Source organism: Bittarella massiliensis (ex Durand et al. 2017) (assembly GCF_009876955.1).
GTDB classification, from domain to species: domain Bacteria; phylum Bacillota; class Clostridia; order Oscillospirales; family Ruminococcaceae; genus Bittarella; species Bittarella massiliensis.
Genome location: NZ_WWVY01000014.1, coordinates 20,360 through 41,976, shown reverse-complemented (window position 1 = coordinate 41,976; position 21,617 = coordinate 20,360). Strand labels below are relative to the sequence as shown.

The window sequence follows — 21,617 nt, the reverse complement described above, 5'->3', positions numbered from 1 at the left end:
GTCGAAACGTGTTCGTGCCCTAAAATCTCGCTCAAGACCCGTATGTCCACGCCGCCGTATTGATACATCAGCGTGGCTGCCGTGTGCCGCAACTTGTGGGTGGAGAGCCCTTGATTTGAAAGACCGGCGTTTTGCAGCGTCCGCTCCACGATCTGCTGCACCCGCCGACGGCTGATCCGGGTGCCCAAACGCGACAGAAACAGCGCATCTCTGTCCTTTATATCGGTCAAATTGCGGCTTCTGACCGGTTTGTAGTTCTCGATTGCGTCCAAACACGCCTGGTTGAGATAGACGATCCGCTCTTTGTTGCCCTTGCCGGTGATGCGGACGGTGTTGTCGGAGAGATCGCCCAAATCGATTCCCACCAGCTCGCTCAGGCGCATGCCGCAGTTGAGAAAAAGGGTCAGCATGCAAAAATCCCGCTCGTAGTAGCCGTCATCCACCACGTGGTTGAGCAGCTCAAAACTCTCTTCAAGGGTGAGATATTTGGGCATACTCTTTTTGATGGCCGGTATCTCCAGGTCTTTAATGGGGTTTTGCTCCAGCAGGTTGGCGTTGACTGTCAGGTACTTAAAAAAGGACTTTAAGCAAGAGACCTTTCGCGCCCGCGTCGTCGCGTTGTTGCCGCGCTCCTTAGTGATGAAGTACATGAACTCATACACGTCCGACAGGGTGACACTGCGGATTAAGTCGATGTCTACATCGCCAATGGAGATGTCGTCAAAGGGAGCGTCGGCGGCGACCAGGCCTTTGTGTAGTTTGAGAAAGCGAAAGAAGGTGCGCAGGTCGATAAAGTAGCTGTCGACCGTGCGGGGCGAACGGCCCTTGATGGTCTCCATATAAAAGAGAAAGTCCCGCATCACTGTGGGCGTCTGTGCGAGAATGGATTTGTCCAGCGGCAAAAAGACACCTCCTGGTTTGGCCTTGATATACACTACATATTGATTTTGATATACTTGCCTGTGGGGCCTAAGGCGGTAGAGGCCATAGAAATTGGCTTTCAATGTACAAGAAAAAGAATCAAGTCCCCTGAATTGCACTAAATTTTTATTTAGTGCAATTGGCTGTTTTCAATATAGCACTTCTCCCCGGAAAAATCAATTGAGAGATTTGGCGCGCTCCGTATCAAAGTGAAGTCGTGCAGCCATCCATTCAGCCAAGTTGAGCCAAGGAGACTCTCCACCGCTTCAGCTTTGAGGATATTCTCCCAATCAACTGGGCAGGATACTTTGTAAATGGGAGGCGATCAAATCCATGAATCTAGTGATTTGCGGAAAAAAGTGCAAATTCCAAAAAGACGGCTACTGCAACCTGCCCAATCTGTCGCAGATGGGAAACAACCTGGGCGAAGGCTGTGTTCACTTCACCCCTTTGGAGGAAATCAAAAAGCCGCTTTAAACGCCTCTTGTATGGAGCCCACCCCGACAACCTCTATCCCCTCGATTGGCTGTAACTGGGTGTGGCGGAGATTCTGTTTGGGCACGATGACCCGCCGAAAGCCCAGGCGCTGCGCCTCGCTGATGCGGGCTTGCAGCTGGGAGACGGAGCGGATCTCCCCTGTCAATCCCACCTCCCCCACCGCCAGCACATCGCTGGCAATGGGCTGGTCCTTGACGCTGGAGTACATGGCGAGGATCACCGCCAGATCGGCAGCCGGTTCATCCAGGCGAATGCCGCCCACCACATTGATGTAGACGTCCAGGTTCCCAAAGAAAAAGCCGCCTTTTTTCTCCATCACGGCGATGAGGAGGTTGGCCCGGTTGTAGTCAAAACCGGTAGAGACACGGCGGGGCGCGGCAAAACCCGACTTGGTGATGAGGGCCTGCACCTCGGCCAACAAGGGGCGACTGCCCTCCATGTTGCAGGCCACACAGGTGCCGGAGACCCCTGCCGGCCGGCCGTCGAGGAGCATCATCGAGGGGTTGAGCACCTCTTTAAGTCCCTCTGCCGTCATGTCGAAGACGCCGATTTCATTGGTGGAGCCATATCGGTTTTTGACCGAGCGGAGGATGCGGTGAGAAAAGTGCTTGTCCCCTTCAAAGTACAAAACCGTGTCCACAATGTGCTCCAACACCTTGGGGCCGGCAATCGCCCCGTCCTTGTTGACGTGGCCGATGATGAGAACGGGGATCTCCTCCCCCTTGGCCGTCTTCATCAGCAGAGAGGTGCACTCCCGCACCTGGGCAACACTGCCCGGCGAAGACGAGAGCTCGCTCAAGTTCATGGTTTGAATGGAGTCGATCACCACCAAATCGGGGCGGGACGAGGCGACCAGGTCGCAGATGGCATAGATGTCGGTCTCGGCCAACACCTTCAGGTTTTCGCCGTCGACGCCCAGGCGGTTGGCTCGCAGCTTGATTTGGCGGATGGACTCCTCGCCCGAGACGTAGAGCACCTGCAACTGCCTCGCCAAATAGCCGCAGATCTGGAGCATCAAGGTGGATTTTCCGGCCCCCGGCTCTCCGCCCAGCAAGACCAGGGCCCCCTTGACGATCCCCCCGCCCAGCACCCGGTCGAGTTCGCCGATGCCGGTCAAAAAGCGGGCTTCGCTCTCTTCGCTGACGCGGTTGAGGGCAGTGGGCACCCTGTCGGACCGGTGACCGCCGGTTTTGGGGGCAGCCGCCCCCCCCTTTGCGGCGGCGGGGGCGCGCACCAGGTGCTCCTCCAAGGTGTTCCAGCTACCACAGCTGGGGCACTGGCCACTCCACCGGGGAAAACTTGCCCCACATTCGCTGCAGGTAAAGGCTATCTTCTCACTCGATTTCATCTGTACCCTCCCAGATCGGACGGGGTTCTCTCCCCTTCTCTCTTTTTCTATTATAAGGGCTCCCTCCCCTTTCTGCAAACACAAAAAGAGACCGCCGAGGCGGTCTCTTTTTTCATTGAGAGAAGCGGCTCTTATTCGTACTCCACCACGTCGATCCAGCGCATCAGGAAGTCCTGCTCCAGATCGTTGTGCTTGGTCAGCTGGGCGGCAGCCACGATGGGCAGCCAGCGCTGCACGTACTGCAGGGCGGTATCGCTCTTCTCGCAGAACAGGCGCAGATACATGTCGGCCTTCTTCTGGTCTTTCAGGGCAAACAGAAGGTAGGTCATGGCCGCATCGGCACTGGCGTTGCCCTGGGTCGCATGGGCCCAGTCAATGACGGTCAGACTGCCGTCCTCGCCGACGATGACGTTGCTGGGGATAAAGTCGCCGTGGCAGACCTTCACGTGCTTGGGCATGCTGTCCAGGCGGGTGTGCAGCTCGTACCGGGTGGTGGCGCTGATGGCGGTCAGGCTGCTGATCTGGCGGTTGAGTTTGTCCTTGAGCTTGTTGAGCATGGGAGCCTGTTTGCTGTGCATCTCGAGCTGCAGAGAGACAAACTGGTCCATGTATTTTTCCAGGTTGGCCGGGTCTTCATCCATGACCTCTTCCATGGTCTTGCCGCGCTTGCGCTCCAACACCAGGGCCCATTTCCCGTCGATCTGGGAAACTTCCTGAACCTTGGCGGTGTTCAGGCCGGTCTCCTCAACGATGGCCTGGTTCAGCGCCTCGTTGAAGACGTATTTCTTGGGATGGGATTCCTCAAAGACCTTGACCACGCTGTCGCCGGAGAGATAGACTTTTTTGTAAGGGCGCGCTACGATGAGATCCTTTTCTTCCAATTTCATGATTCACTTACTCCTTCCAGGTGGGGATTGGCGAATAGACGGCGCGTTTGCTTACTTGCCGTAGTAGCACTTCAGGTAGATCTCTTTGATCTCCTTCATGAGCGGATAGCGGGGGTTGGCGCCGGTGCACTGGTCGTCAAAGGCCTGCTCCACCATGTCGTCCAGGGTATCCAGGAAGTACTTCTCGTCGACCCCGTAGTCCTTGATGGTCTTCTTGATGCCGATGGTCTCTTTGAGCTCTTCCAGCTTGGCGCAGAGCTTGTCGAAGACCTCCTGGTCATTTTTGCCGCTCAGGCCGACAAAACGGCCGATTTCGGCATAGCGGGCCAGGGCATGGGGGTACTCGTACTGGGAGAAGGTGCCCATCTTGGTGGGGACTTCAACGGCGTTGAAGCGCATGACCTCGGTGAGGATGACTGCGTTGGCCACGCCGTGGGGCAGGTGGTGGAAGGCGCCCAGTTTGTGCGCCATGGAGTGGTTGAGGCCCAGGAAGGCGTTGGCGAAGGCCATACCGGCCAGGCAGGAGGCGTTGGCCATCATCTCTCTGGCCTTGGGGTCGTTGGCGCCGTTCTCGTAGGCGGAGGGCAGGTACTCAAAGACGCTCTTGATGGCTTTGAGGGCCAGGCCGTCGGTGTAGTCGGAGGCCATGATGGAGACATAGGCTTCCAGGGCGTGGGTCATGACGTCGATGCCGGAGGCGCTGGTCAGGCCCTTGGGCTGGGTCATCATGTTGTCCACGTCGACGATGGCCATGTTCGGCAGCAGCTCGTAGTCGGCCAGGGGGTATTTCACGCCGCTGTTCTCGTCGGTGATGATGGCGAAGGGGGTCACCTCGGAACCGGTGCCGGAAGAGGTCGGGATGGCGACAAAGTAGGCCTTCTCCCCCATCTTCGGGAAGGTGTAAACGCGCTTGCGGATGTCCATGAAGTCCATGGCCATATCCTCAAAGTTCACGTCGGGGTGCTCGTACATCACCCACATGATCTTGGCGGCGTCCATGGCGGAACCACCGCCCAGGGCGATGATGGTGTCGGGCTCAAAGTCGGCCATGGCCTTGGCGCCGGCCTTGGCGCAGCCCAGGGTCGGGTCGGGAGCCACGTCGAAGAAGCAGGTGTGCTGAATGCCCATTTCGTCGAGTTTGGCCTCAATGGGGTGGACATAGCCGTTTTTGTACAGGAAGGTATCGGTGACGATGAAGGCCTTCTTCTTGTTCATGACCTTGCCCAGCTCGTCCAGAGCGACCGGCATGCAGCCCTTCTTAAAGTAGACCTTTTCAGGGGTTCTGAACCAGAGCATATTCTCTCTCCTCTCGGCCACGGTTTTGATGTTCAGCAGGTGTTTCACGCCCACGTTTTCAGAAACCGAGTTGCCGCCCCAGGAGCCGCAGCCCAGGGTCAGGGAGGGAGCCAGCTTGAAGTTGTAGAGGTCGCCGATGCCGCCGTGGGAGGAGGGGGTGTTGATGAGGACGCGGCAGGTCTTCATGGCAGCCGCGTGCTTGGCGATCTTCTCCTTCTGGGCGGGGTGCACGTAGAGGGAGGCGGTGTGGCCGTAGCCGCCGTCGGCGACCAGCTGAGCGGCCTTCTGCAGGGCCTCGTCAAAGCTCTTGGCGCGGTACATGGCCAGCACCGGGGAGAGTTTCTCATGGGCAAACTCCTCGGAGATGTCCACCGACTCGACCTCGCCGATGAGGATCTTGGTGCTCTCGGGCACGTTGACCCCGGCCAGCTTGGCGATGGTGTAGGCGGACTGACCGACGATCTTGGCGTTGAGAGAGCCGTTGATGAGGATGGTCTTGCGGACCTTCTCGATCTCGTCTTTCTTCAGGAAGTAGCAGCCGCGGTAGGCAAATTCGTCCTTGGCCTGCTGGTAGACTTTGTCCAGCACGGTGACCGACTGCTCGGAGGCGCAGATCATGCCGTTGTCAAAGGTCTTGGAGTGGATGATGGAATTGACGGCCATCCGCACATCGGCGGTGTCGTCGATGATGACGGGGGTGTTGCCGGCGCCCACGCCCAGGGCGGGTTTGCCGGAAGAGTAAGCCGCCTTCACCATGCCGGGGCCGCCGGTGGCGAGGATGATGTCGGCGCTGCGCATGACCTCATTGGTCAACTCCAGCGAGGGGACGTCGATCCAGCCGATGATGCCCTCGGGGGCGCCGGCCTTGACCGCTGCCTCCAAAACCACCTTGGCGGCGGCGATGGTGCAGTTCTTGGCGCGAGGGTGGGGGCTGATGATGATGGCATTGCGGGTCTTCAGGGAAATCAGGGTCTTGAAGATGGCAGTCGAGGTGGGGTTGGTGGTGGGGATGACCGCAGCCACCAGGCCGATGGGCTCGGCCACCTTCTGAATGCCAAAGGCGGGGTCTTCCTCGACAACACCGCAGGTCTTGGTGTCCTTATAGGCGTTGTAGATGTATTCGGCGGCGTAGTGGTTTTTGATGACCTTGTCTTCCACAACGCCCATGCCGGTCTCTTCGACCGCCATTTTGGCCAGCGGGATGCGCTGCTTGTTGGCCGCCATAGCTGCTTCATAGAAAATCTTGTCGACTTGTTCCTGAGTAAAGGTCGCAAATTCCTTCTGCGCCTCTCTCATTGCCTTCATTTTTGCGATCAGCGCCTCGACGCTGTCAATGAGGACAGGTGCGGTTTCGTTTTTCTTCGCCATACTGATTTTCCTCCAATGCGGTTGTTGGGTGGCTCTGCTTACTATATCCAAGTATATAGCATGGCGAGCTTTTTTCAAGTGGTAATTGATAATTTTTTAACGATGTCCTTCACTTTCTATTTCCCCAACAATTCTTTTTCTGTTTGAGCAGATTTTATCATCAAATTGATGGCCTTCCCCCTTTTCCGACAGAAAATTGTTGATTTGCCATCTCACTTTATTCCTATTATACCCTGTCGATTTGCATAAGAAAAGCCTTTTCAGGCAGAAATTATAATGCTTATTTTTGTTTGAGCTTCTCCCCTGCCCTTTTCCTCTGTCACACGAAAAATGCCCTCGCTCCTCATTGGGTGCGAGGGCACGGTTTTCTGTCTTTTAACGGGACTCCTGCCACTGGGAGGACTGCTCCAGGTAGGTACAGAGCCCCTGGTAGATGCAGAGGGCCAACTGCTGCTGGTAGCTGTTGTCTTTGAGTTTTGCCAGCTCCTCCGAATTGGAGATGAAGCCGCACTCGATGAGGACCCCCGGTGTGGTGCTGTTTTCCAGCAGAAAGTACTCCTTGCCGGAGGGCTTGTGCTCCCGGTGGCTCTCGGGCTGCAAGTTGGCGCGGATGGTCTGCTGGATACACTTGGCCAACAGCTCCCCCTCGGCGTTTTTCTTGTTGTAAAATACCTGGGAACCCTTGTTGGCGCTCTGGTAGGAGTTTTGATGGATGGAGAGAAAGATGGCGTTGGGGTGGTCATTAATCAATTTGAGGCGATTTCGCATGTCTGACTTCTTGCGCTGTGAGAGATTTTTTCCCTCGCTCTCGGTGGAGGCGTCCTGCTCTCGGGTCATGATGACGGTGTACCCCTGAAAGGCCAGGGTGTCCCGCAGCTTGAGGGCAATTTGCAGGTTGATGTCCTTCTCCACCACCGAACCCGACGTCGCACCGGAATCAAATCCGCCGTGGCCCGCGTCCAGGATGATGACCGGGCTCTTTTTGAGGTCGGCGTCGCTGGCAATGGCAAAGGTCGTGAAGTTGCAGAGGGTGATGACCAGGGCCAACAGGACCGAGATTCCCAGCAGGAGATAGGGGGGCTTGCACCTTTTTGCGACAAACAGCATATTTTTCACCTCTCGGTAAAGGTATGCTGTTTTGGCAGGGGTTATGTCTCGTCCCTTCGGCCCCCTCCCTGGCAGCATAAAAGAAAGCCCTGAACCAAAAAGTTCAGGGCTTTCTTTTATATGGAGGCGCCACCCAGAATTGAACTGGGGATAAAGGTTTTGCAGACCTCTGCCTTACCGCTTGGCTATGGCGCCGTATTCACGGTTATACAAAATATCTGCATAACCGGCTTTGTAAAACGGAAGGCGCTAATTTCTTAGCGCCTTTTTGTGGAGCGGGTTACGAGGCTCGAACTCGCTACCTCCACCTTGGCAAGGTGGCGCTCTACCAGATGAGCTAAACCCGCATAATTTGGTGCCTCCGGGCGGAATCGAACCACCGACACGGGGATTTTCAGTCCCCTGCTCTACCGACTGAGCTACAGAGGCCAAACTGGCGACCCGGAAGGGGCTCGAACCCTCGACCTCTAGCGTGACAGGCTAGCGTTCTAACCAACTGAACTACCGGGCCATATATGGTGGGAACAACAGGGCTCGAACCTGTGACCCCCTGCTTGTAAGGCAGATGCTCTCCCAGCTGAGCTATGCTCCCCCTCACAACCGCTGTAACTCATCCCTTCAGCGACGAGATTTATTTTACTATATCCACCCACTTCTGTCAATAGAAACTTTCGCATTTTTTCTCTTTTTCGGGGGAGCTTTTCCCCGCTAGAGCGCGCGCTCCTCCTCCCCCTCCCAAAAGGCCGTCAGCGACCGAGCGATGGCCTCTGGGGAGCGGACCGTCCGGGCATGGCGCCAGTGTTCGGGGAAGAGCTGGCGGTAACGGGGGGCCGAAAATCGCTCGTCTATCAGGAGGACCACCCCCCTGTCCCCCTCGCTGCGAATCACCCGACCCGCTGCCTGCAGCACCTTGTTCATGCCGGGGAACTGATAGGCAAAGGCAAACCCCATGCGATTTTGGCCCTCGTAGTAGTCGCGGATGACGTCGGTCTCGGGGTTTAGTTGGGGCAGGCCGACCCCCACCACGATGCTGCCGATGAGCCGCTCCCCTTGCAGGTCGATCCCCTCGGCGTAGATCCCCCCCAGCACACAAAAGCCCAACAGGCTGCCGCCCTGGGCGGGGGCGTCAAAGCGGGCCAAAAAGGCCTCCCGCTCCCCCTCGTCCATCTCCCCGGTCTGCACCGCCAGGGTGATTTCGGGATGCTCGTCCCGAAAGCGCTCGCAGACCATCTCCATATATTTATAGGAGGGGAAGTAGGCGATGTAGTTGCCCTCTCTGGCGGAGACCACCTGCCAGATGGCCTCGCTGACGGCGGCGGCGCTCTCCTCCCGCCGGTTGTACTTGGTGGAGATGGCGTCGTCCACCAGCAGGCAGAGGTTTTGCGCCGGGTAGGGCGAGGGCAGGGTGCAGACCTTGCTCCCCTCCCCGCCGCCCAAAACGGTGGCGAAATACTGAATGGGCGAGAGGGTGGCGGAAAAGAGGACCGCCGCTCTCCCCCGCTCCATCGCCTGCCCCAGCAGGTAGGAGGGGTCGACGCAGTACTGTTTGCTGATCACCTCTGTCCCCCTTCTCTCGCAGAAGAGGACATACCGCTCGTCAAAGAGTTGGGCGATCTTGAGGTAGCTGTTGACCTCAAAGTAAAAGGAGAGCACCGCCTGTAAGCGGGAGTCGGCCTTGTGGCGGTCCAGCCACTCCTCACACCTGCCCTTGAGGGCAGCGAGGCGATCGATAAAGTCGCTGTCCTGCTCTTTTTTGAGGAGGAAGCGCTCCTCCCCGCACTCCTTGCCCATGGCCACCATAGCGCTGTTGACCTTGGCGAGGGCAGAGCTGAGCTTTTTGCTGCCGGCATCTTTCCCCAGCAGCCGCTTGATCTCCAATACCTTTGACTTGTAGAGCCGGGCCGAAAACATCTCCCGCGCCCGGTCGGCCAGATTGTGGGCCTCGTCGATCAAAAAGACATAATCGCCCTGGCGCTCCTCCGAAAAAAAGCGCTTGAGGTAGACCTGCGGGTCGAAGAGGTAGTTGTAGTCGCAGATGATGCAGTCGCTCCACAGGGTGACGTCCAGCCCCAGCTCAAAGGGGCAGACACGGTGCTTTCTGGCGCAGGCCTCGATCTCCTCCCTGCCGATGCCGTCCGGCCCGTGAAGCAGCTCCATCACCGCATCGGAGACCCGGTCAAAATGGCCGTTTGCATAGGGACAGTCGTCGGGGTTGCAGGCGCGCTCCTCCAAAAAGCAGATTTTGTCCTTTGCGGTCAGGGAGACGCTGCGAAAGCGCAGGCCGCTCTCCCGCAGTTTGACAAGCCCTTCCTCCGCTGCCCGGCGGGCCACCGTCTTTGCGGTGAGGTAAAAGAGCTTTTCCGCCATTCCCTCTCCCACCGCCTTGACGGCGGGAAAGAGGGAGGAGATGGTCTTGCCCACCCCGGTGGGGGCCTGGCAGTAGAGGCGACCCCTCTCCTGAATGGTCTTGTAAACGGCGCCCATCATCCGCCGCTGGCCCTCGCGGTAGCGCGCAAAGGGAAAGGAGGTGGAAGAGATGCTGGCGTCGCGCTGGGCTGTCCAGCCCTGCCAGAAGTCGGCCCACACCTGGTAGCGGGAGAGCAGGTCGAAAAAGCCCTCCTCCAACTGGGCAAAATCCAGGCTGCGGCGGTGGCGGAGGATCTCGTCGGTGTCGATTTGGTAGTAGGTCAGGCGCAGGGTGAGGCGCTCTTTCCCCTCCTGCAGGGCATAGATGTAGCCGTAGCAGAGAGCCTGCGCCCAATAGGCGGCGTTGTCCTCCGGCCCGATGGAATCCAGCGAGACAGCCACCGTCTTGATTTCGTCGATGACCGTCTCCCCCTCCTCCTGGAGGATGCCGTCGGCCCGCCCCTGGATCCAAAAGGGGATGTCCCGATAAACCAGGTGGATGGAGAGGGTCACCTCGGGGCGGTATCCCTCCTCCTGCCGCTGCAGCTTCCGGTGGATGCGCGAGCCCTCCTGGGCCCGGTCGGCCCCTGCAAACCGGCTGTCAATGGAGCCGCTCTGGGTGGTGAGCGCCACCAATTGACGGACCGGCAGGCGGATTTCCGTGCGCTCCTCCATCTGTCAAACACCTCCCCTCTCCCGCCGGCAAAAGCCGCGCGCCTCTCCTTTAAAAGAGGGGGGTCACCCCTCGACGATTCTCGCGTCCATGTTCAAAATCAAGTTCCAGCTGCCGCCGGCGCACTTCCAGACGGAGATCACGTGAAAGAGGCCCGCCAGATCCGCGTCGCGGCTGTTGTCGACGGCCACCCGGAGCAGGTAGTGCAAAATCACCTCGTCCCTGCTGGCGCTGACGACCTCCATCTGCTCGATTGCGTATTCGGAGATGGAAAAGTCGGCGACCATCTCTGCATACTCGCTGCCATCGCAGCGGTAACCGCCGCATATCATCACCGCATTCGGCGAGACAAGGCGCCGAAAGGCGCCCCCATCTCTGCGGAGAACTGCCTCCCACATCTCGTGCTCCAGCCCGATGACCGTCTGTTCCATAGCCCTCTCCCCCCGGCGGCCAACCCCGCCGTTTTCTTTTCAGTATACCACAGTGCAGCGCAGCTGTGCGACGAAAAACAGCTGCCTTTGCATTTCATCAAAGACAGCTGTTTGCTGTTGGAGGCGCCACCCAGAATTGAACTGGGGATAAAGGTTTTGCAGACCTCTGCCTTACCGCTTGGCTATGGCGCCGTATTCACGGTTATACAAAATATCTGCATAACCGGCTTTGTAAAACGGAAGGCGCTAATTTCTTAGCGCCTTTTTGTGGAGCGGGTTACGAGGCTCGAACTCGCTACCTCCACCTTGGCAAGGTGGCGCTCTACCAGATGAGCTAAACCCGCGGAAATGGTGCCTCCGATCGGAATCGAACCAATGACACGAGGATTTTCAGTCCTCTGCTCTACCGACTGAGCTACAGAGGCACACATTGGCGACCCGGAAGGGGCTCGAACCCTCGACCTCTAGCGTGACAGGCTAGCGTTCTAACCAACTGAACTACCGGGCCATGTATACCAACTGAAAGAGAAAAGTGGAACTTTTTGATCTCTCTCAGGGTTGCCGTTTCTTGTCCGACAACGTTTATTAGTATACAGGAGATGTGTTTATCTGTCAATAGGATTTTTCAAATTTTTTAGCTCTTCCTGGGTGAAGTTGTATTTTTTTTCACAGAAGTGGCAGCAGACCTCCACCGGTTCTCCCTCGTCGATCATTTCCTGCAGCTCCTTATTCCCCAGGCTGAGCAGCGCCTTCTCCACCCGCTGGCGGGAGCAGTTGCAGCGGTACTCCACCGGGAACTCGTCCAGGATATTGGGGGCAAAGCCGTCGAGCACCCGCCCGATGATCTGCTCCAGAGACATCCCGCCCTCGAGCATCTGGGTGACGGAGGGCAGCTCTTTGAGGTTGCCCTCCAGCTGCTCGATCTCCTCCTCCAGCGCGCCTGGGAGAAGCTGCACCAAAAAGCCGCCGGCCGCCCGCACCGTCAAGTCGGGATTGACCAGCACCCCCAGGGCGCAGACGGTGGGGATCTGCTCGCTGGCGGCGTAATAGGCGGTCACGTCCTCGGCCACCTCGCCGCTCACCAGGGGCACACTGCCCACATAGGGGTCTTTCATGCCGGTGTCGCGAATGACCGTCAAGGTGCCGTCCCGCCCCACTGCGCCGCCCACATCCAGCTTTCCGTAGGGGTTGAGGGGCAGTTCCACCACCGGCCGGCTGACGGTGCCCCGCACATTGCCCCAGGCGTCGGAGACGGCGATGACATTCCCCGTCGGCCCCCCGCCGCTGAGGCGCAGGGTGACGCTCTGTTCCTTCCCTTTTAGGCCGCAGCCCATGATGGAGGCAGCGGTGAGCAACCTGCCCAGGGCGGCGGTGACCACGGCAGAGCTCTCGTGGATCTGCTCGGCCCGGGCGACAATGTCGGTGGAGTCGATGGCGGTCATCACCACTCCCCCATCTTCACTGATGGCGCGCAGTACACGTCCCATCTATTTTCCCTCCTTCTTGGCCAGGTATACCACCCGCTGGCTCTTCTCTGTCACCGGGCGGTCACGATACCCGTCAAAGCGCTGCAGCAGCGCAAATCCAGCCTCTTCCAAGGCCGTCTGTAAAAATTCAGGGGCATACCAGGTCTCTGAAAAACACTCGTCACAGCGGTCAAATCGGCCGTCCTCCCCCTCTTCAAAAAAGGTGAGGGAGATGTCGGTCACCCCTTCCTCCTCCCGCCACTCGTTCTGCCAGCCGCAGTAGAGGTCGCCCAAATCGTAGAGGTAGGCGTTGTTCCCCAGCACCTGGGCGTGCTTGTAGTGGGTGTTGACGTCAAAGAGAAAGACGCCGCCCTCCTCCATGAACAGGGAGACGCGGGAGAAGGCGCGGCGGACCGCCTCCCGGTCGGGCAGGTGGTTGACGGTGTCTAGGGTGGAGACGGCGGCGCGGATGGTCCCGTACAGGTCGAGCTCCTCCATCCCCTGACCCAGCAGCAGGATGTCCTCCCCGCTCTCCATCACCCGCTCCCGGGCGATCTCCAACATCTCCTCCGAGGGGTCGGCGCCGATGAGGTCGTACCCTGCTCGGGCGAGGTGCAGGCAGAGTTCCCCCGTCCCGCAGCCGGCGTCCAGCACGATGCCGCCGTCGATCCCCTGCTCTGCCAGCTTTTCCACAATAAAGCCGGCCATTCGCGCCCTGTCCACATTTTCGGTGAGGGCGTCGTAAAAGCCGGCAAAATTGCCGTAGAAATTCTGCTGTCTATCCTTCAAGGTCGGTCTCTCCCGCCATCGAGTCCAGCAGTTTGTCGTAGCCGCCGCACCCGTAGAGAAGGGAGCGGTTGACCCGGCTGATGGTCGCCGTCGAGGCGCCGGTCTCCTTGACGATGTCGCTGTAGACCTTTTTCTGCCGCAGCATCCGCGCCACGTGAAAGCGCTGGGCAATGGCCTTGAGCTCCTGAATGGTGCAGAGGTCGTCAAAAAAGTCGTAGCAGTCGTCCAGGTTGTCGATGGACACGATCGCCGAAAACAGGTCGTCAAAGGTATCTCTTGACAGATTGCTGTTCAATGAAAAACCCGCCTTTCCAAATCATCTTGGTTTAAAGTTTAACACCTTAAATTGTGAAAGTAAAGGCTTCCCTGCCACTTTTGTGGCGGGGATGGAGAAATCCGGCAGTTCGCCCAAGAAAAAGCGCGCCGAAACACCGGTTTCCGCGCGCTTTCACAAGCTGTCTCAAGGGGGGCCGGAGCACTCTTCCCGCTCAGAGGTCGTTTCGCAGCAGGTCCTCCAGGCTCTCCCGGCGGACGACCAGGCGGCTCTCTCCCTGGGAGACCATCACCACCGGCGGGCGGGGGATGCGGTTGTAGTTGGAGGCCATGGAGTAGTTATAGGCCCCGGTGGCCAGCACTGCCAGGATGTCGCCGGGCCCCACCTCCTGGATGCGGGCGTTTTCCTGGATCAAGTCGCCGCTCTCGCAGCACTTGCCCGCCACCGTGACCGTCTGGGTCTTGGGCTCGGCCGCCCGGTTGGCCACCAGCAGGTCGTAGGCCGCCTGATAGAGGGCGTAGCGGGGGTTGTCGGTCATCCCCCCGTCAATGGCCACATAGGTGCGGACATTTTTGATTTCCTTCACCGAGCCCACGGTGTAGAGGGTGGTGCCGGCGGGCCCCACAATGGAGCGCCCCGGCTCGATGACCACATAGGGGATGGGCAGCCCCTCCTCGCCGCAGCAGCGGTGGATGACCTTGGAGACCCGCTGCATGTACTCGTCGTAGCTGGAGGGGTTGTCGGAGTCGACGTACTTAATGCCAAAGCCGCCCCCCAGGTCGAGGATCTCCAAGGTTTTGCCGTACCTGCGCTGGATCTCGCCCATAAAGCGGATCATCACCTCGGCCGCCAACTCGAAGGGGGCGATGTCAAAAATCTGCGAGCCGATGTGGCAGTGCAGTCCCTTCAGCCGCACCCCCTTCATGGCCATGGCCTCGTCGACGGCCTCCATGGCCTCGCCGTTTTCCAGGGCCAGGCCGAACTTGGAGTCGATCTGCCCGGTGCGGATGAAGTCGTGGGTGTGGGCGTCGATACCGGGCTTGATGCGAAAGAGGATGTCGGTCTCTCGCCCGGCGGCCCGCGACAGGCTGCCGATGAGCTGCAGCTCTTCCAGATTGTCCACTACGATTTGGCCGACCCCGCTCTCCAGGGCCATGGTCAGCTCGGCCGGGGTCTTGTTGTTGCCGTGAAAGTAGACCCGCTCCATGGGAAAGCCCGCCTGCAGGGCGGTGTAGAGCTCCCCACTGGACACCACATCCAATCCCAGCCCCTCCTCCTGGGCAATGCGGCAGACCGCCTTACAGCAAAAGGCCTTGCTGGCATAGGTGCAGAGCCCCCTGCCGTCGTAGTAGCGGTCGATGGACTGCTTGAAGGCCCGGCAGTTCTCCCGGATCAGGTCTTCGTCCATCACGTAGAGCGGGGTGCCGTAGCGCTCGGCCAGGGCGACGGCATCCAACCCGCCGACGGTCAGGTGGCCCAGGTTGTTGACGTCCAAACTTTTGGAAACGAACATCTCCTCACTCCTCCCCTTCGCACTCTTCCGCTGTGTCCTCCCCGTCGTCCTCCTCCAAGAGGGCCTCCAAAATGCCCCGCAGCTCGGGGATGCCCTCAAAGGTCTGGGCGGAGGTGGCGACCAGGTGCAGCTGGTCGCCACAGGGGATCTCCTCCCGCAGCTCTTCCAGCCGCCTCTCCTTCTGCTTGGCCGTCAGCTTGTCGGCCTTGGTCAGGGCGATGAGAAAGGGGATTTCGCTGTCGATGAGGAAGTTGATCATCTGCAGGTCATCGGCGGTGGGCTGGTGGCGGATGTCCACCAGCTGCACCACCAGGCGGATGTCCCGGTCGCTGTGAAAGTAGTCCTCCATCAACTTGGCCCAGCGCTCCTTCTCGGAGCGGGAGACCTTGGCATAGCCGTAGCCGGGCAGGTCGACGATGTAGCCGGGGCCGGCAGTAAAGAAGTTGATGGTGACCGTCTTGCCCGGCGAGGCCGACACCCGCGCCAGCCGCTTGCGGTTGGCCACCTTGTTGATGAGGGAGGACTTGCCCACGTTGGAGCGGCCGGAGAAGACGATCTCCGCCCGGTCGCTGGGGGGCAGCTGGGACGACACCCCGTACGAGGCGTAAAATTCAATGGCGTTAAAGTTCATGGCGTCCTCCCTACTGTTGGATGTGGGTGTCCCGCGGGCGGGCGGGTCCCGCCTTCTTCCTCGGGGGGGCGGAGGGCAGTTCCTCCACCTCTTCGGGCGGCTGTGCAGCCGGTTTGACCAGGGCGGTCTCCAGCACCTGGGAGATGGTCTCCACCGGCACAAAGTGCAGGTGATCCTTGACCTCCTGGTCCACCTCCTCCAAGTCGGGGAGGTTTCGCTTGGGGATCAAGACGGTGGTGCAGCCGTTTTTGTAGGCGGCCATGCTCTTTTCCTTCAGGCCGCCGATGGGCAGCACGTTGCCGTGCAGGTCGATTTCGCCGGTCATGGCCACCTCGCCCCGCACCGGCCGCTCGGTCAGGGCCGAGACCAGGGCGGTCACCATGGTGACCCCCGCCGAGGGCCCGTCTTTGGGGATCGCGCCCTGGGGGGCGTGGATGTGGATGTCCCGGTTTTTGTAGAAGTTGTGGGGGATGTCGTAGAGGTCGGCGATGCTGCGCACATAGCTGACGGCGATCTTGGCCGACTCCTGCATCACATCGCCCAGAGAGCCGGTGATCTCGATTTTTCCGCTGCCCTCCAGCACCACCGCCTCCATGGGCAGGGTGGTGCCGCCCACCGAGGTCCAGGCCAGGCCGGTGACAGTGCCCACCTTGTTTTCGAGAGAGGCGTCCTCCCGGTCAAAGCGACGGTGGCCGATCAGCCGGGAGAGGTTTGCCTTGGTGACCGAGAGCCCCTTTTCGCCCGCCACCACCTCTTTGGCCGCCTTGCGGCAGAGGCCGGCGATCTCCCGCTCCAAGCTGCGGACGCCCGCCTCCCGGGTGTAGCCGTCGATGAGTTCAAAGACGGCGTCACGGGAAATTTTAAGCTGCCCTGCCTCCAGCCCGTGGGCCTTCATCTGCTTGGGGATGAGGTGGCGCTTGGCGATGTTGTACTTCTCCACGTCGGTGTAGCTGCCCAGCTCGATGACCTCCATCCGGTCGTAGAGGGGGGCGGGGATGGCCGCGGCGTCGTTTGCCGAGGTGATGAAGAGGACGTCGCTGAGGTCGTAGGGCACCTCTATGTAGTGGTCCCGGAAGGCCTGGTTCTGCTCCTTGTCCAGCACCTCCAACAGGGCCGACGAGGGGTCACCCTTGTAGTCGTTGCCCAGTTTGTCCACCTCGTCGAGGAGGATGAGGGGGTTTTGGGTCTTGGCCTGGGCCATGGCTTTGATGATCCGCCCGGGCATCGAGCCGATATAGGTCTTGCGGTGGCCGCGGATCTCCGATTCGTCCCGCACCCCACCCAGGGAGATGCGGACGTACTTTCTGCCCATGCTCTCGGCGATGGACTTGACGATCGAGGTCTTACCCACCCCCGGAGGGCCCACCAGGCAGAGGATCTGGCCGCTGTTTTTGGGGGTCAACTTGGAAACGGCGATGAACTCGAGGATCCGCTCCTTGACCTTTTTCAGGCCGTAGTGGTCCCGCTCAAGGATCTTGGACGCCGTCTGCAGGTTGGCGCTCACCTTGGAATAGGTGTTCCAGGGCAGTTCCAGGCAGGTCTCCAAATAGGTCTGGATGACGCTGCCCTCCTGCGAGCCCTGGGGCATTTTGGCCAGCCGGTTCAGGTTTTTCTCAAAGTGCTCCCGGGTCTCCTGGGGCAGTTCCAGCGCCTGGATCTTCTTTTGCAGCTCTTCCAGCTCGCCGTCGTCGCCGTCCTCCCCCAGCTCCTCGGAGATGATGTGCATCTGCTCGCGCAGGACATATTCCCGCTGGTTCTGGTCCAACTGTACCCGCACCTTGTCGTAGATGTCCTTCTCGATGAGGAGGACGTTGATTTCCCGCTCCAGGGCGATCACCAGCTTCTCCACCTGGCGGGAGACGGTGCGCTGTTCCAATATCTCCTGCTTGGACTCATAGGGGAGGTTGGCGCTCTGGCAGATCTGCTCCACCAGGCGGCCCGGGTCCTGCTCCCCCAGCACCCCCAGGAGCACCTCTTTGGGCGTCCCCTTGTTGCCGGCGCCCACATACTCCTCAAAGAGCTGTTTGGCCGCCCGCACGTTGGCGATCAGGGTCGGGGTGATCCGCCGGGGCTGGGGCAGGTCGCTGCGCTCAACGGTGGCCTGCAGCATCTCTCCCCCGGCCTGCAACTCCACCGCGCGGGCCCGGTAGAGCCCTCTTGCCAGCACCTTTACACCGTCGTCGGGCATCTTCAGGAGCTGTTTGACCCGGGCCACAGTGCCGTACTCGTACAGGTCGTCGGGGGTGGGGTCGTCCACCCGCACGTCCCTTTGGGCCACCACGAAGAGGTTGCTGCCGCTCTCCAGGGCGCTCTCCACCGCGCGGATGGACTGGTCCCGCCCCACGTCAAAGTGCATGATGTTGCCCGGAAAGAGGACCATTCCCCGCAGGGCCATGGCGGGCATGCTCTCCGATCCGCCGCGTTTTTCTATATTCAAAAGATCACCTCGTATTTCTCGTCGAAAGGGGCCGCTCAAATAGGGCGGCGCCGGAAAGGATTTACGCTTCATTATAGCTGCTTTTGCCCCTCTTTTCAAGCAAAATACACCAAATAACTCTTATTTGTTCCACCGCTCCCCGGGGCGGGTCTTTTTCCTTTGCAGGACAGCAAAAAGGGACGGCCTTGCCGCCCCTTTGCAACTTGCGTTTAAATGGCTTTTTGCTTGCCTGTCAGCTTCCCGGAAAAGCGGACTGGCCGCTTTTTCTCGTCGTAGGTGAGGACGGGTTCCGCTTTGCCCTCGACGCACCTCTCCCCGATTTGGACCTTGCTGACCTTTTCCTGGGAGGGGATCTCGTACATCACGTCCTGGAGCAGCTCCTCCATGATGGAGCGCAGCCCCCGGGCGCCGGTCTTGCGCTCGATGCTCTTGCGGGCCACGGCCCGCAGGGCCTCCGGGGTGAATTCCAACTCGACCCCGTCCATCTCCAGCATGGCCTGATACTGCTTGAGCACCGCATTTTTGGGCTCGCAGAGGATCTTCACCAGGGAGTCCTCATCCAGCGCCCGCAGGGAGCTGATGATGGGCAGACGGCCCACCAGCTCGGGGATGATGCCGAATTTCACCAGGTCATGGGGGACGATCTCCTCCAGCAGGTTTCTCTCGGCCATCTCCTTTTTGCTCACCACGTTGGCGCCAAAGCCCATGGCGGAGGAGGAGATCCTCTTTTCGATGATCTTCTCGATGCCCTCGAAGGCGCCGCCGCAGATGAAGAGGATGTTGGAGGTGTCGATTTGGATGAACTCCTGCTGAGGGTGCTTGCGCCCGCCCTGGGGCGGGACGTTGGCAACGGTGCCCTCCACCATCTTCAGCAGGGCCTGCTGTACCCCCTCGCCGGACACGTCCCGGGTGATGGAGGGGTTTTCCGACTTGCGGGTGATCTTGTCGATCTCGTCGAGGTAGATGATGCCGTGCTCGGCCCGCTCCACATCGAAGTCCGCCGCCTGGATGAGTTTGAGGAGGATGTTCTCCACGTCCTCGCCCACATAGCCCGCCTCGGTCAGGGTAGTGGCGTCGGCAATGGCGAAGGGGACGTTGAGGATGTGCGCTAGGGTCTGGGCCAACAGGGTCTTGCCCACCCCGGTGGGGCCCAGCAGCAGGATGTTGCTCTTTTGCAGCTCCACCCCGTTTTCCTGGGGGCCGGCCAGCAGCCGCTTGTAGTGGTTGTAGACGGCCACCGCCAAGGTCTTTTTGGCGCTGTCCTGGCCGATCACATACTCGTCGAGAATGGCCTTGATCTCCTTGGGGGTGAGCACGTGGATGCTGGTGTCCTTCCCCTTGCCGCCCTTCTGGGGAGCGAAATCGTCGTCGTCCAGAAAGGACTGGCAGAGGGAGACGCACTCGTCGCAGATGTAGACCCCCGGCCCGGTGATGAGCTTGGAGACCTCGTCGGCCGACTTGCCGCAGAAGGAGCAAAACAGCATGTTTCCGCTGTTGCCGTTATCTTGATTTGGCATTGAATAAAATCCCTACCGTTTCTCTATGACTTTGTCCACCAGGCCATACTCCACAGCCTCCTGTGCGCTCTTGAAGTTGTCCCGCTCGGTGTCCTGCTCGATCACTTCCAGGGGTTGCCCGGTGTTTTTGGCGAGGATCTCATTGAGCCGCTTTTTGGTGCGGAGGATGTGATCGGCCTGGATCTTGATGTCGGTCGCCTGCCCCTGGCTGCCGCCGGAGGGCTGGTGGATCATGATCTCGCTGTTGGGCAGGGCAAAGCGCTTGCCCTTGGCGCCACTGGAGAGCAGGAAGGCCCCCATGGACGCCGCCATCCCGATGCAGGTGGTGGAGACATCGCACTTGATGTAGTTCATGGTGTCGTAGATGGCGAGGCCGGCGGTCACCGAGCCGCCCGGGCTGTTGATGTAGAGCATGATGTCCTTGTCGGGGTCCTGCCCCTCCAGGTACAGCAGCTGGGCCACCACCAGGCTGGCGGTCTGGTCGTTGACCTCGTCACAGAGCATGATGATGCGGTCGTTGAGCAGGCGGGAGTAGATGTCGTAAGAGCGCTCTCCCCGGCTGGTCTGCTCCACTACCATAGGTACTAAACTCATTTACAATGCGCCTCCAAACAAAAGTGATTCTACCCACCTAGCTGCAAAAGTCCCCTCAGGCGAGGTATGTATGCCGCTTACTTTTCCTCGGTGTCCTCTTCGGCCTTCTTGGCGGCCTTTTTGGCAGCGGGTTTCTTGGCCGCGGTCTTCTTGGCGGGTTTGACCTCCTCGACCTCGGCGCTCTCGCGGATCAGGTCGATGGCCTTGTTGACAGCCAGGTCCTCGCGGATGTTGTCCAGGGAGACCAGGCTCTTGATCTTCTCGGGCTCCATCTGGTAGTTCTCCGCCATCTTGGCGATCTCTTCCTCGACGGCCTCGTCGCTGATCTCGATTTTTTCCAGTTTGGCGATCTTCTCCAGGGCCAGGCGAATCTTGACCTGCTTCTCGGCCTGCTCGCGGAAGGTCTTGCGGAAATCGGCCATCTCCATGCCGGTGTACTGCAGGTAGAGCTGCAGGTTCATCCCCTGGGACTGCAGGCGGTAGTCGAAGTCCTGCACCATCTCGTCGATGCGGTTTTCAAACATCACCTCGGGGATCTCGCCCTCCAACTTCTCGATGACCGCGTCCACCAGGCTGTTCTCCAGCTCGGTCTCGCTCTGGGCGTTGGCCTGCTCCTGCAGCTTCTTCTTGATGTCCTTTTTCAGCTCGTCCAGGGTGTCGAACTCGCTGACGTCCTTGGCGAACTCGTCGTCGAGCTCGGGCAGCTCTTTGGATTTGAGCTCGTTCACCTTCACCTTGAAGGTGGCCGCTTTGCCGGCCAGCTCCTCGGCCTGGTACTGCTCGGGGAAGGTGACGTTCACGTCGAACTCCTCGCCGGGCTTGTGGCCGATGACCTGGTCCTCAAAGCCGGGGATGAACTGGCCGCTGCCCAGCACCAGGGGGTGGCCCTCGCCCTTGCCGCCCTCAAAGGCGACGCCGTCGACAAAGCCCTCAAAGTCGATGATGGCGGTGTCGCCGGACTTGGCGGGCGCGTCCTCCACAGTGATGATGCGGGCATTTCTGTCCTGCATCTTCTCCAGCTCGGCCTTGACCTGCGCGGCAGTGACAGTGTTGACGGTTTTCTGGGCCTTTATGCCCTTGTAGTCCTTGACCTCGACCTCGGGCTTGACGATGACGGTGGCCTTGAAGACCAGGCCGTCCGCCTTGCTGACCGACTCGACGCTGACCTCGGGGGTGGAGACGGGCTCGACGCCGGCCTCTTTGGCGGCCTCGACAAAGGCCTCGGGCATCACGTCGTTGATGGCCTCGTCAAAGAAGATACCCTCGCCGTACATCTTCTCGATGAGGTGGCGGGGGGCCTTGCCCTTGCGGAAGCCGGGAACGCTGATCTTCTTGGCGTTCTTATGGTACACCTTGTCTACCGCGCTGCCAAACACATCGGGAGCGACCGAGACCTCCAATTCGTATTTGTTGGTCTCAACTTTAGTAGAACTGTTAAGGCTCATAATTATACTTCCTCCT

The 21,617-nt window shown here is 59.7% G+C and carries 17 protein-coding genes and 9 tRNA genes; 1 reads left to right on the top strand and 25 read right to left on the bottom strand.

The features are described from left to right. The coding region (locus tag GT748_RS13035; RefSeq protein ID WP_243148988.1) for a tyrosine recombinase XerC at positions 1-902 on the bottom strand (902 nt) is incomplete at its 3' end. A gap of 352 nt (positions 903-1,254) precedes the next feature. On the opposite strand from GT748_RS13035, the gene GT748_RS13030 reads away from it, so the two are divergent. Beyond that, positions 1,255-1,398, top strand: a complete 144-nt coding sequence (locus tag GT748_RS13030) for a hypothetical protein (protein ID WP_021659154.1) — start codon at positions 1,255-1,257, stop codon at positions 1,396-1,398. On the opposite strand, the gene radA is transcribed toward GT748_RS13030, so the two are convergent. The 24 genes from radA to tig form a co-directional block, all read right to left on the bottom strand. After that, a complete protein-coding gene (gene radA / locus GT748_RS13025; protein WP_044992344.1) occupies positions 1,382-2,767 on the bottom strand; it encodes a DNA repair protein RadA in 1,386 nt (461 codons plus the stop codon). The two genes, GT748_RS13030 and radA, sit on opposite strands and share 17 nt — an antisense overlap. A gap of 131 nt (positions 2,768-2,898) precedes the next feature. Next, the gene (locus tag GT748_RS13020) at positions 2,899-3,654 is read right to left on the bottom strand and encodes a phosphotransferase family protein (RefSeq protein ID WP_021659156.1); all 756 of its coding nucleotides are present in this window, start codon (positions 3,652-3,654) and stop codon (positions 2,899-2,901) included. A 51-nt stretch (positions 3,655-3,705) separates the two neighbouring features. Continuing rightward, a complete protein-coding gene (gene adhE, locus GT748_RS13015) occupies positions 3,706-6,318 on the bottom strand; it encodes a bifunctional acetaldehyde-CoA/alcohol dehydrogenase (protein ID WP_021659157.1) in 2,613 nt (870 codons plus the stop codon). A gap of 375 nt (positions 6,319-6,693) precedes the next feature. Beyond that, positions 6,694-7,425 carry an N-acetylmuramoyl-L-alanine amidase gene (locus tag GT748_RS13010; RefSeq protein WP_021659159.1) on the bottom strand — a complete coding sequence of 244 codons (732 nt, stop codon included), beginning with the start codon at positions 7,423-7,425 and terminating at the stop codon, positions 6,694-6,696. Between the two features lie 121 nt (positions 7,426-7,546). Next, positions 7,547-7,620 (bottom strand) — tRNA-Cys (locus GT748_RS13005). 76 nt (positions 7,621-7,696) lie between these two features. Beyond that, positions 7,697-7,772: transfer RNA gene (locus GT748_RS13000), tRNA-Gly, on the bottom strand. Between the two features lie 6 nt (positions 7,773-7,778). Then, a tRNA-Phe gene (locus GT748_RS12995) sits at positions 7,779-7,854 on the bottom strand. 5 nt (positions 7,855-7,859) lie between these two features. Then, a tRNA-Asp gene (locus tag GT748_RS12990) sits at positions 7,860-7,936 on the bottom strand. Between the two features lie 5 nt (positions 7,937-7,941). Further along, positions 7,942-8,017: transfer RNA gene (locus GT748_RS12985), tRNA-Val, on the bottom strand. A 116-nt stretch (positions 8,018-8,133) separates the two neighbouring features. Beyond that, the gene (locus tag GT748_RS12980) at positions 8,134-10,506 is read right to left on the bottom strand and encodes an ATP-dependent DNA helicase (protein WP_021659160.1); all 2,373 of its coding nucleotides are present in this window, start codon (positions 10,504-10,506) and stop codon (positions 8,134-8,136) included. Positions 10,507-10,569: 63 nt separating this feature from the next. After that, positions 10,570-10,935, bottom strand: coding sequence for a nuclear transport factor 2 family protein (locus GT748_RS12975; protein ID WP_021659161.1), 366 nt, complete (start codon positions 10,933-10,935; stop codon positions 10,570-10,572). A 118-nt stretch (positions 10,936-11,053) separates the two neighbouring features. Beyond that, a tRNA-Cys gene (locus GT748_RS12970) sits at positions 11,054-11,127 on the bottom strand. A 76-nt stretch (positions 11,128-11,203) separates the two neighbouring features. Further along, a tRNA-Gly gene (locus GT748_RS12965) sits at positions 11,204-11,279 on the bottom strand. A gap of 5 nt (positions 11,280-11,284) precedes the next feature. Next, positions 11,285-11,360, bottom strand: a tRNA-Phe gene (locus tag GT748_RS12960). 6 nt (positions 11,361-11,366) lie between these two features. Beyond that, positions 11,367-11,443: transfer RNA gene (locus GT748_RS12955), tRNA-Asp, on the bottom strand. Between the two features lie 97 nt (positions 11,444-11,540). Then, positions 11,541-12,422 carry an Hsp33 family molecular chaperone HslO gene (hslO, locus tag GT748_RS12950; RefSeq protein ID WP_021659162.1) on the bottom strand — a complete coding sequence of 294 codons (882 nt, stop codon included), beginning with the start codon at positions 12,420-12,422 and terminating at the stop codon, positions 11,541-11,543. Then, positions 12,423-13,190, bottom strand: coding sequence for a class I SAM-dependent DNA methyltransferase (locus tag GT748_RS12945; protein ID WP_021659163.1), 768 nt, complete (start codon positions 13,188-13,190; stop codon positions 12,423-12,425). After that, positions 13,180-13,485 (bottom strand): YerC/YecD family TrpR-related protein, encoded by a 306-nt coding sequence (locus GT748_RS12940; protein ID WP_021659164.1) that lies wholly within the window; start codon positions 13,483-13,485, stop codon positions 13,180-13,182. The genes GT748_RS12945 and GT748_RS12940 overlap by 11 nt, the downstream gene beginning before the upstream one ends. Positions 13,486-13,678: 193 nt before the next feature. Further along, positions 13,679-14,977, bottom strand: a complete 1,299-nt coding sequence (gene lysA, locus GT748_RS12935; protein ID WP_021659165.1) for a diaminopimelate decarboxylase — start codon at positions 14,975-14,977, stop codon at positions 13,679-13,681. Between the two features lie 4 nt (positions 14,978-14,981). Next, a complete protein-coding gene (gene yihA / locus GT748_RS12930) occupies positions 14,982-15,608 on the bottom strand; it encodes a ribosome biogenesis GTP-binding protein YihA/YsxC (protein WP_021659166.1) in 627 nt (208 codons plus the stop codon). A 10-nt stretch (positions 15,609-15,618) separates the two neighbouring features. Further along, on the bottom strand, positions 15,619-18,012 hold the full coding sequence (gene lon / locus GT748_RS12925) for an endopeptidase La (RefSeq protein WP_021659167.1): 2,394 nt from the start codon (positions 18,010-18,012) through the stop codon (positions 15,619-15,621). Between the two features lie 242 nt (positions 18,013-18,254). Then, positions 18,255-19,562 carry an ATP-dependent Clp protease ATP-binding subunit ClpX gene (gene clpX, locus GT748_RS12920; RefSeq protein ID WP_044992345.1) on the bottom strand — a complete coding sequence of 436 codons (1,308 nt, stop codon included), beginning with the start codon at positions 19,560-19,562 and terminating at the stop codon, positions 18,255-18,257. A gap of 12 nt (positions 19,563-19,574) precedes the next feature. Beyond that, positions 19,575-20,156 carry an ATP-dependent Clp endopeptidase proteolytic subunit ClpP gene (clpP, locus tag GT748_RS12915; RefSeq protein WP_044992346.1) on the bottom strand — a complete coding sequence of 194 codons (582 nt, stop codon included), beginning with the start codon at positions 20,154-20,156 and terminating at the stop codon, positions 19,575-19,577. Between the two features lie 77 nt (positions 20,157-20,233). Next, positions 20,234-21,601 carry a trigger factor gene (gene tig / locus GT748_RS12910; protein ID WP_021659170.1) on the bottom strand — a complete coding sequence of 456 codons (1,368 nt, stop codon included), beginning with the start codon at positions 21,599-21,601 and terminating at the stop codon, positions 20,234-20,236. Positions 21,602-21,617: the final 16 nt, after the last annotated feature.

Bases quoted from the DNA above. Each gene is read 5' to 3' on its own strand.
- GT748_RS13030 (WP_021659154.1), top strand. From the start codon at position 1,255: ATGAATCTAGTGATTTGCGGAAAAAAGTGCAAATTCCAAAAAGACGGC.
- radA (WP_044992344.1), bottom strand. From the start codon at position 2,767: ATGAAATCGAGTGAGAAGATAGCCTTTACCTGCAGCGAATGTGGGGCA.
- GT748_RS13020 (WP_021659156.1), bottom strand. From the start codon at position 3,654: ATGAAATTGGAAGAAAAGGATCTCATCGTAGCGCGCCCTTACAAAAAA.
- adhE (WP_021659157.1), bottom strand. From the start codon at position 6,318: ATGGCGAAGAAAAACGAAACCGCACCTGTCCTCATTGACAGCGTCGAG.
- GT748_RS13010 (WP_021659159.1), bottom strand. From the start codon at position 7,425: ATGCTGTTTGTCGCAAAAAGGTGCAAGCCCCCCTATCTCCTGCTGGGA.
- GT748_RS12980 (WP_021659160.1), bottom strand. From the start codon at position 10,506: ATGGAGGAGCGCACGGAAATCCGCCTGCCGGTCCGTCAATTGGTGGCG.
- GT748_RS12975 (WP_021659161.1), bottom strand. From the start codon at position 10,935: ATGGAACAGACGGTCATCGGGCTGGAGCACGAGATGTGGGAGGCAGTT.
- hslO (WP_021659162.1), bottom strand. From the start codon at position 12,422: ATGGGACGTGTACTGCGCGCCATCAGTGAAGATGGGGGAGTGGTGATG.
- lysA (WP_021659165.1), bottom strand. From the start codon at position 14,977: ATGTTCGTTTCCAAAAGTTTGGACGTCAACAACCTGGGCCACCTGACC.
- yihA (WP_021659166.1), bottom strand. From the start codon at position 15,608: ATGAACTTTAACGCCATTGAATTTTACGCCTCGTACGGGGTGTCGTCC.
- lon (WP_021659167.1), bottom strand. From the start codon at position 18,012: ATGCCCGCCATGGCCCTGCGGGGAATGGTCCTCTTTCCGGGCAACATC.
- clpX (WP_044992345.1), bottom strand. From the start codon at position 19,562: ATGCCAAATCAAGATAACGGCAACAGCGGAAACATGCTGTTTTGCTCC.
- clpP (WP_044992346.1), bottom strand. From the start codon at position 20,156: ATGAGTTTAGTACCTATGGTAGTGGAGCAGACCAGCCGGGGAGAGCGC.
- tig (WP_021659170.1), bottom strand. From the start codon at position 21,601: ATGAGCCTTAACAGTTCTACTAAAGTTGAGACCAACAAATACGAATTG.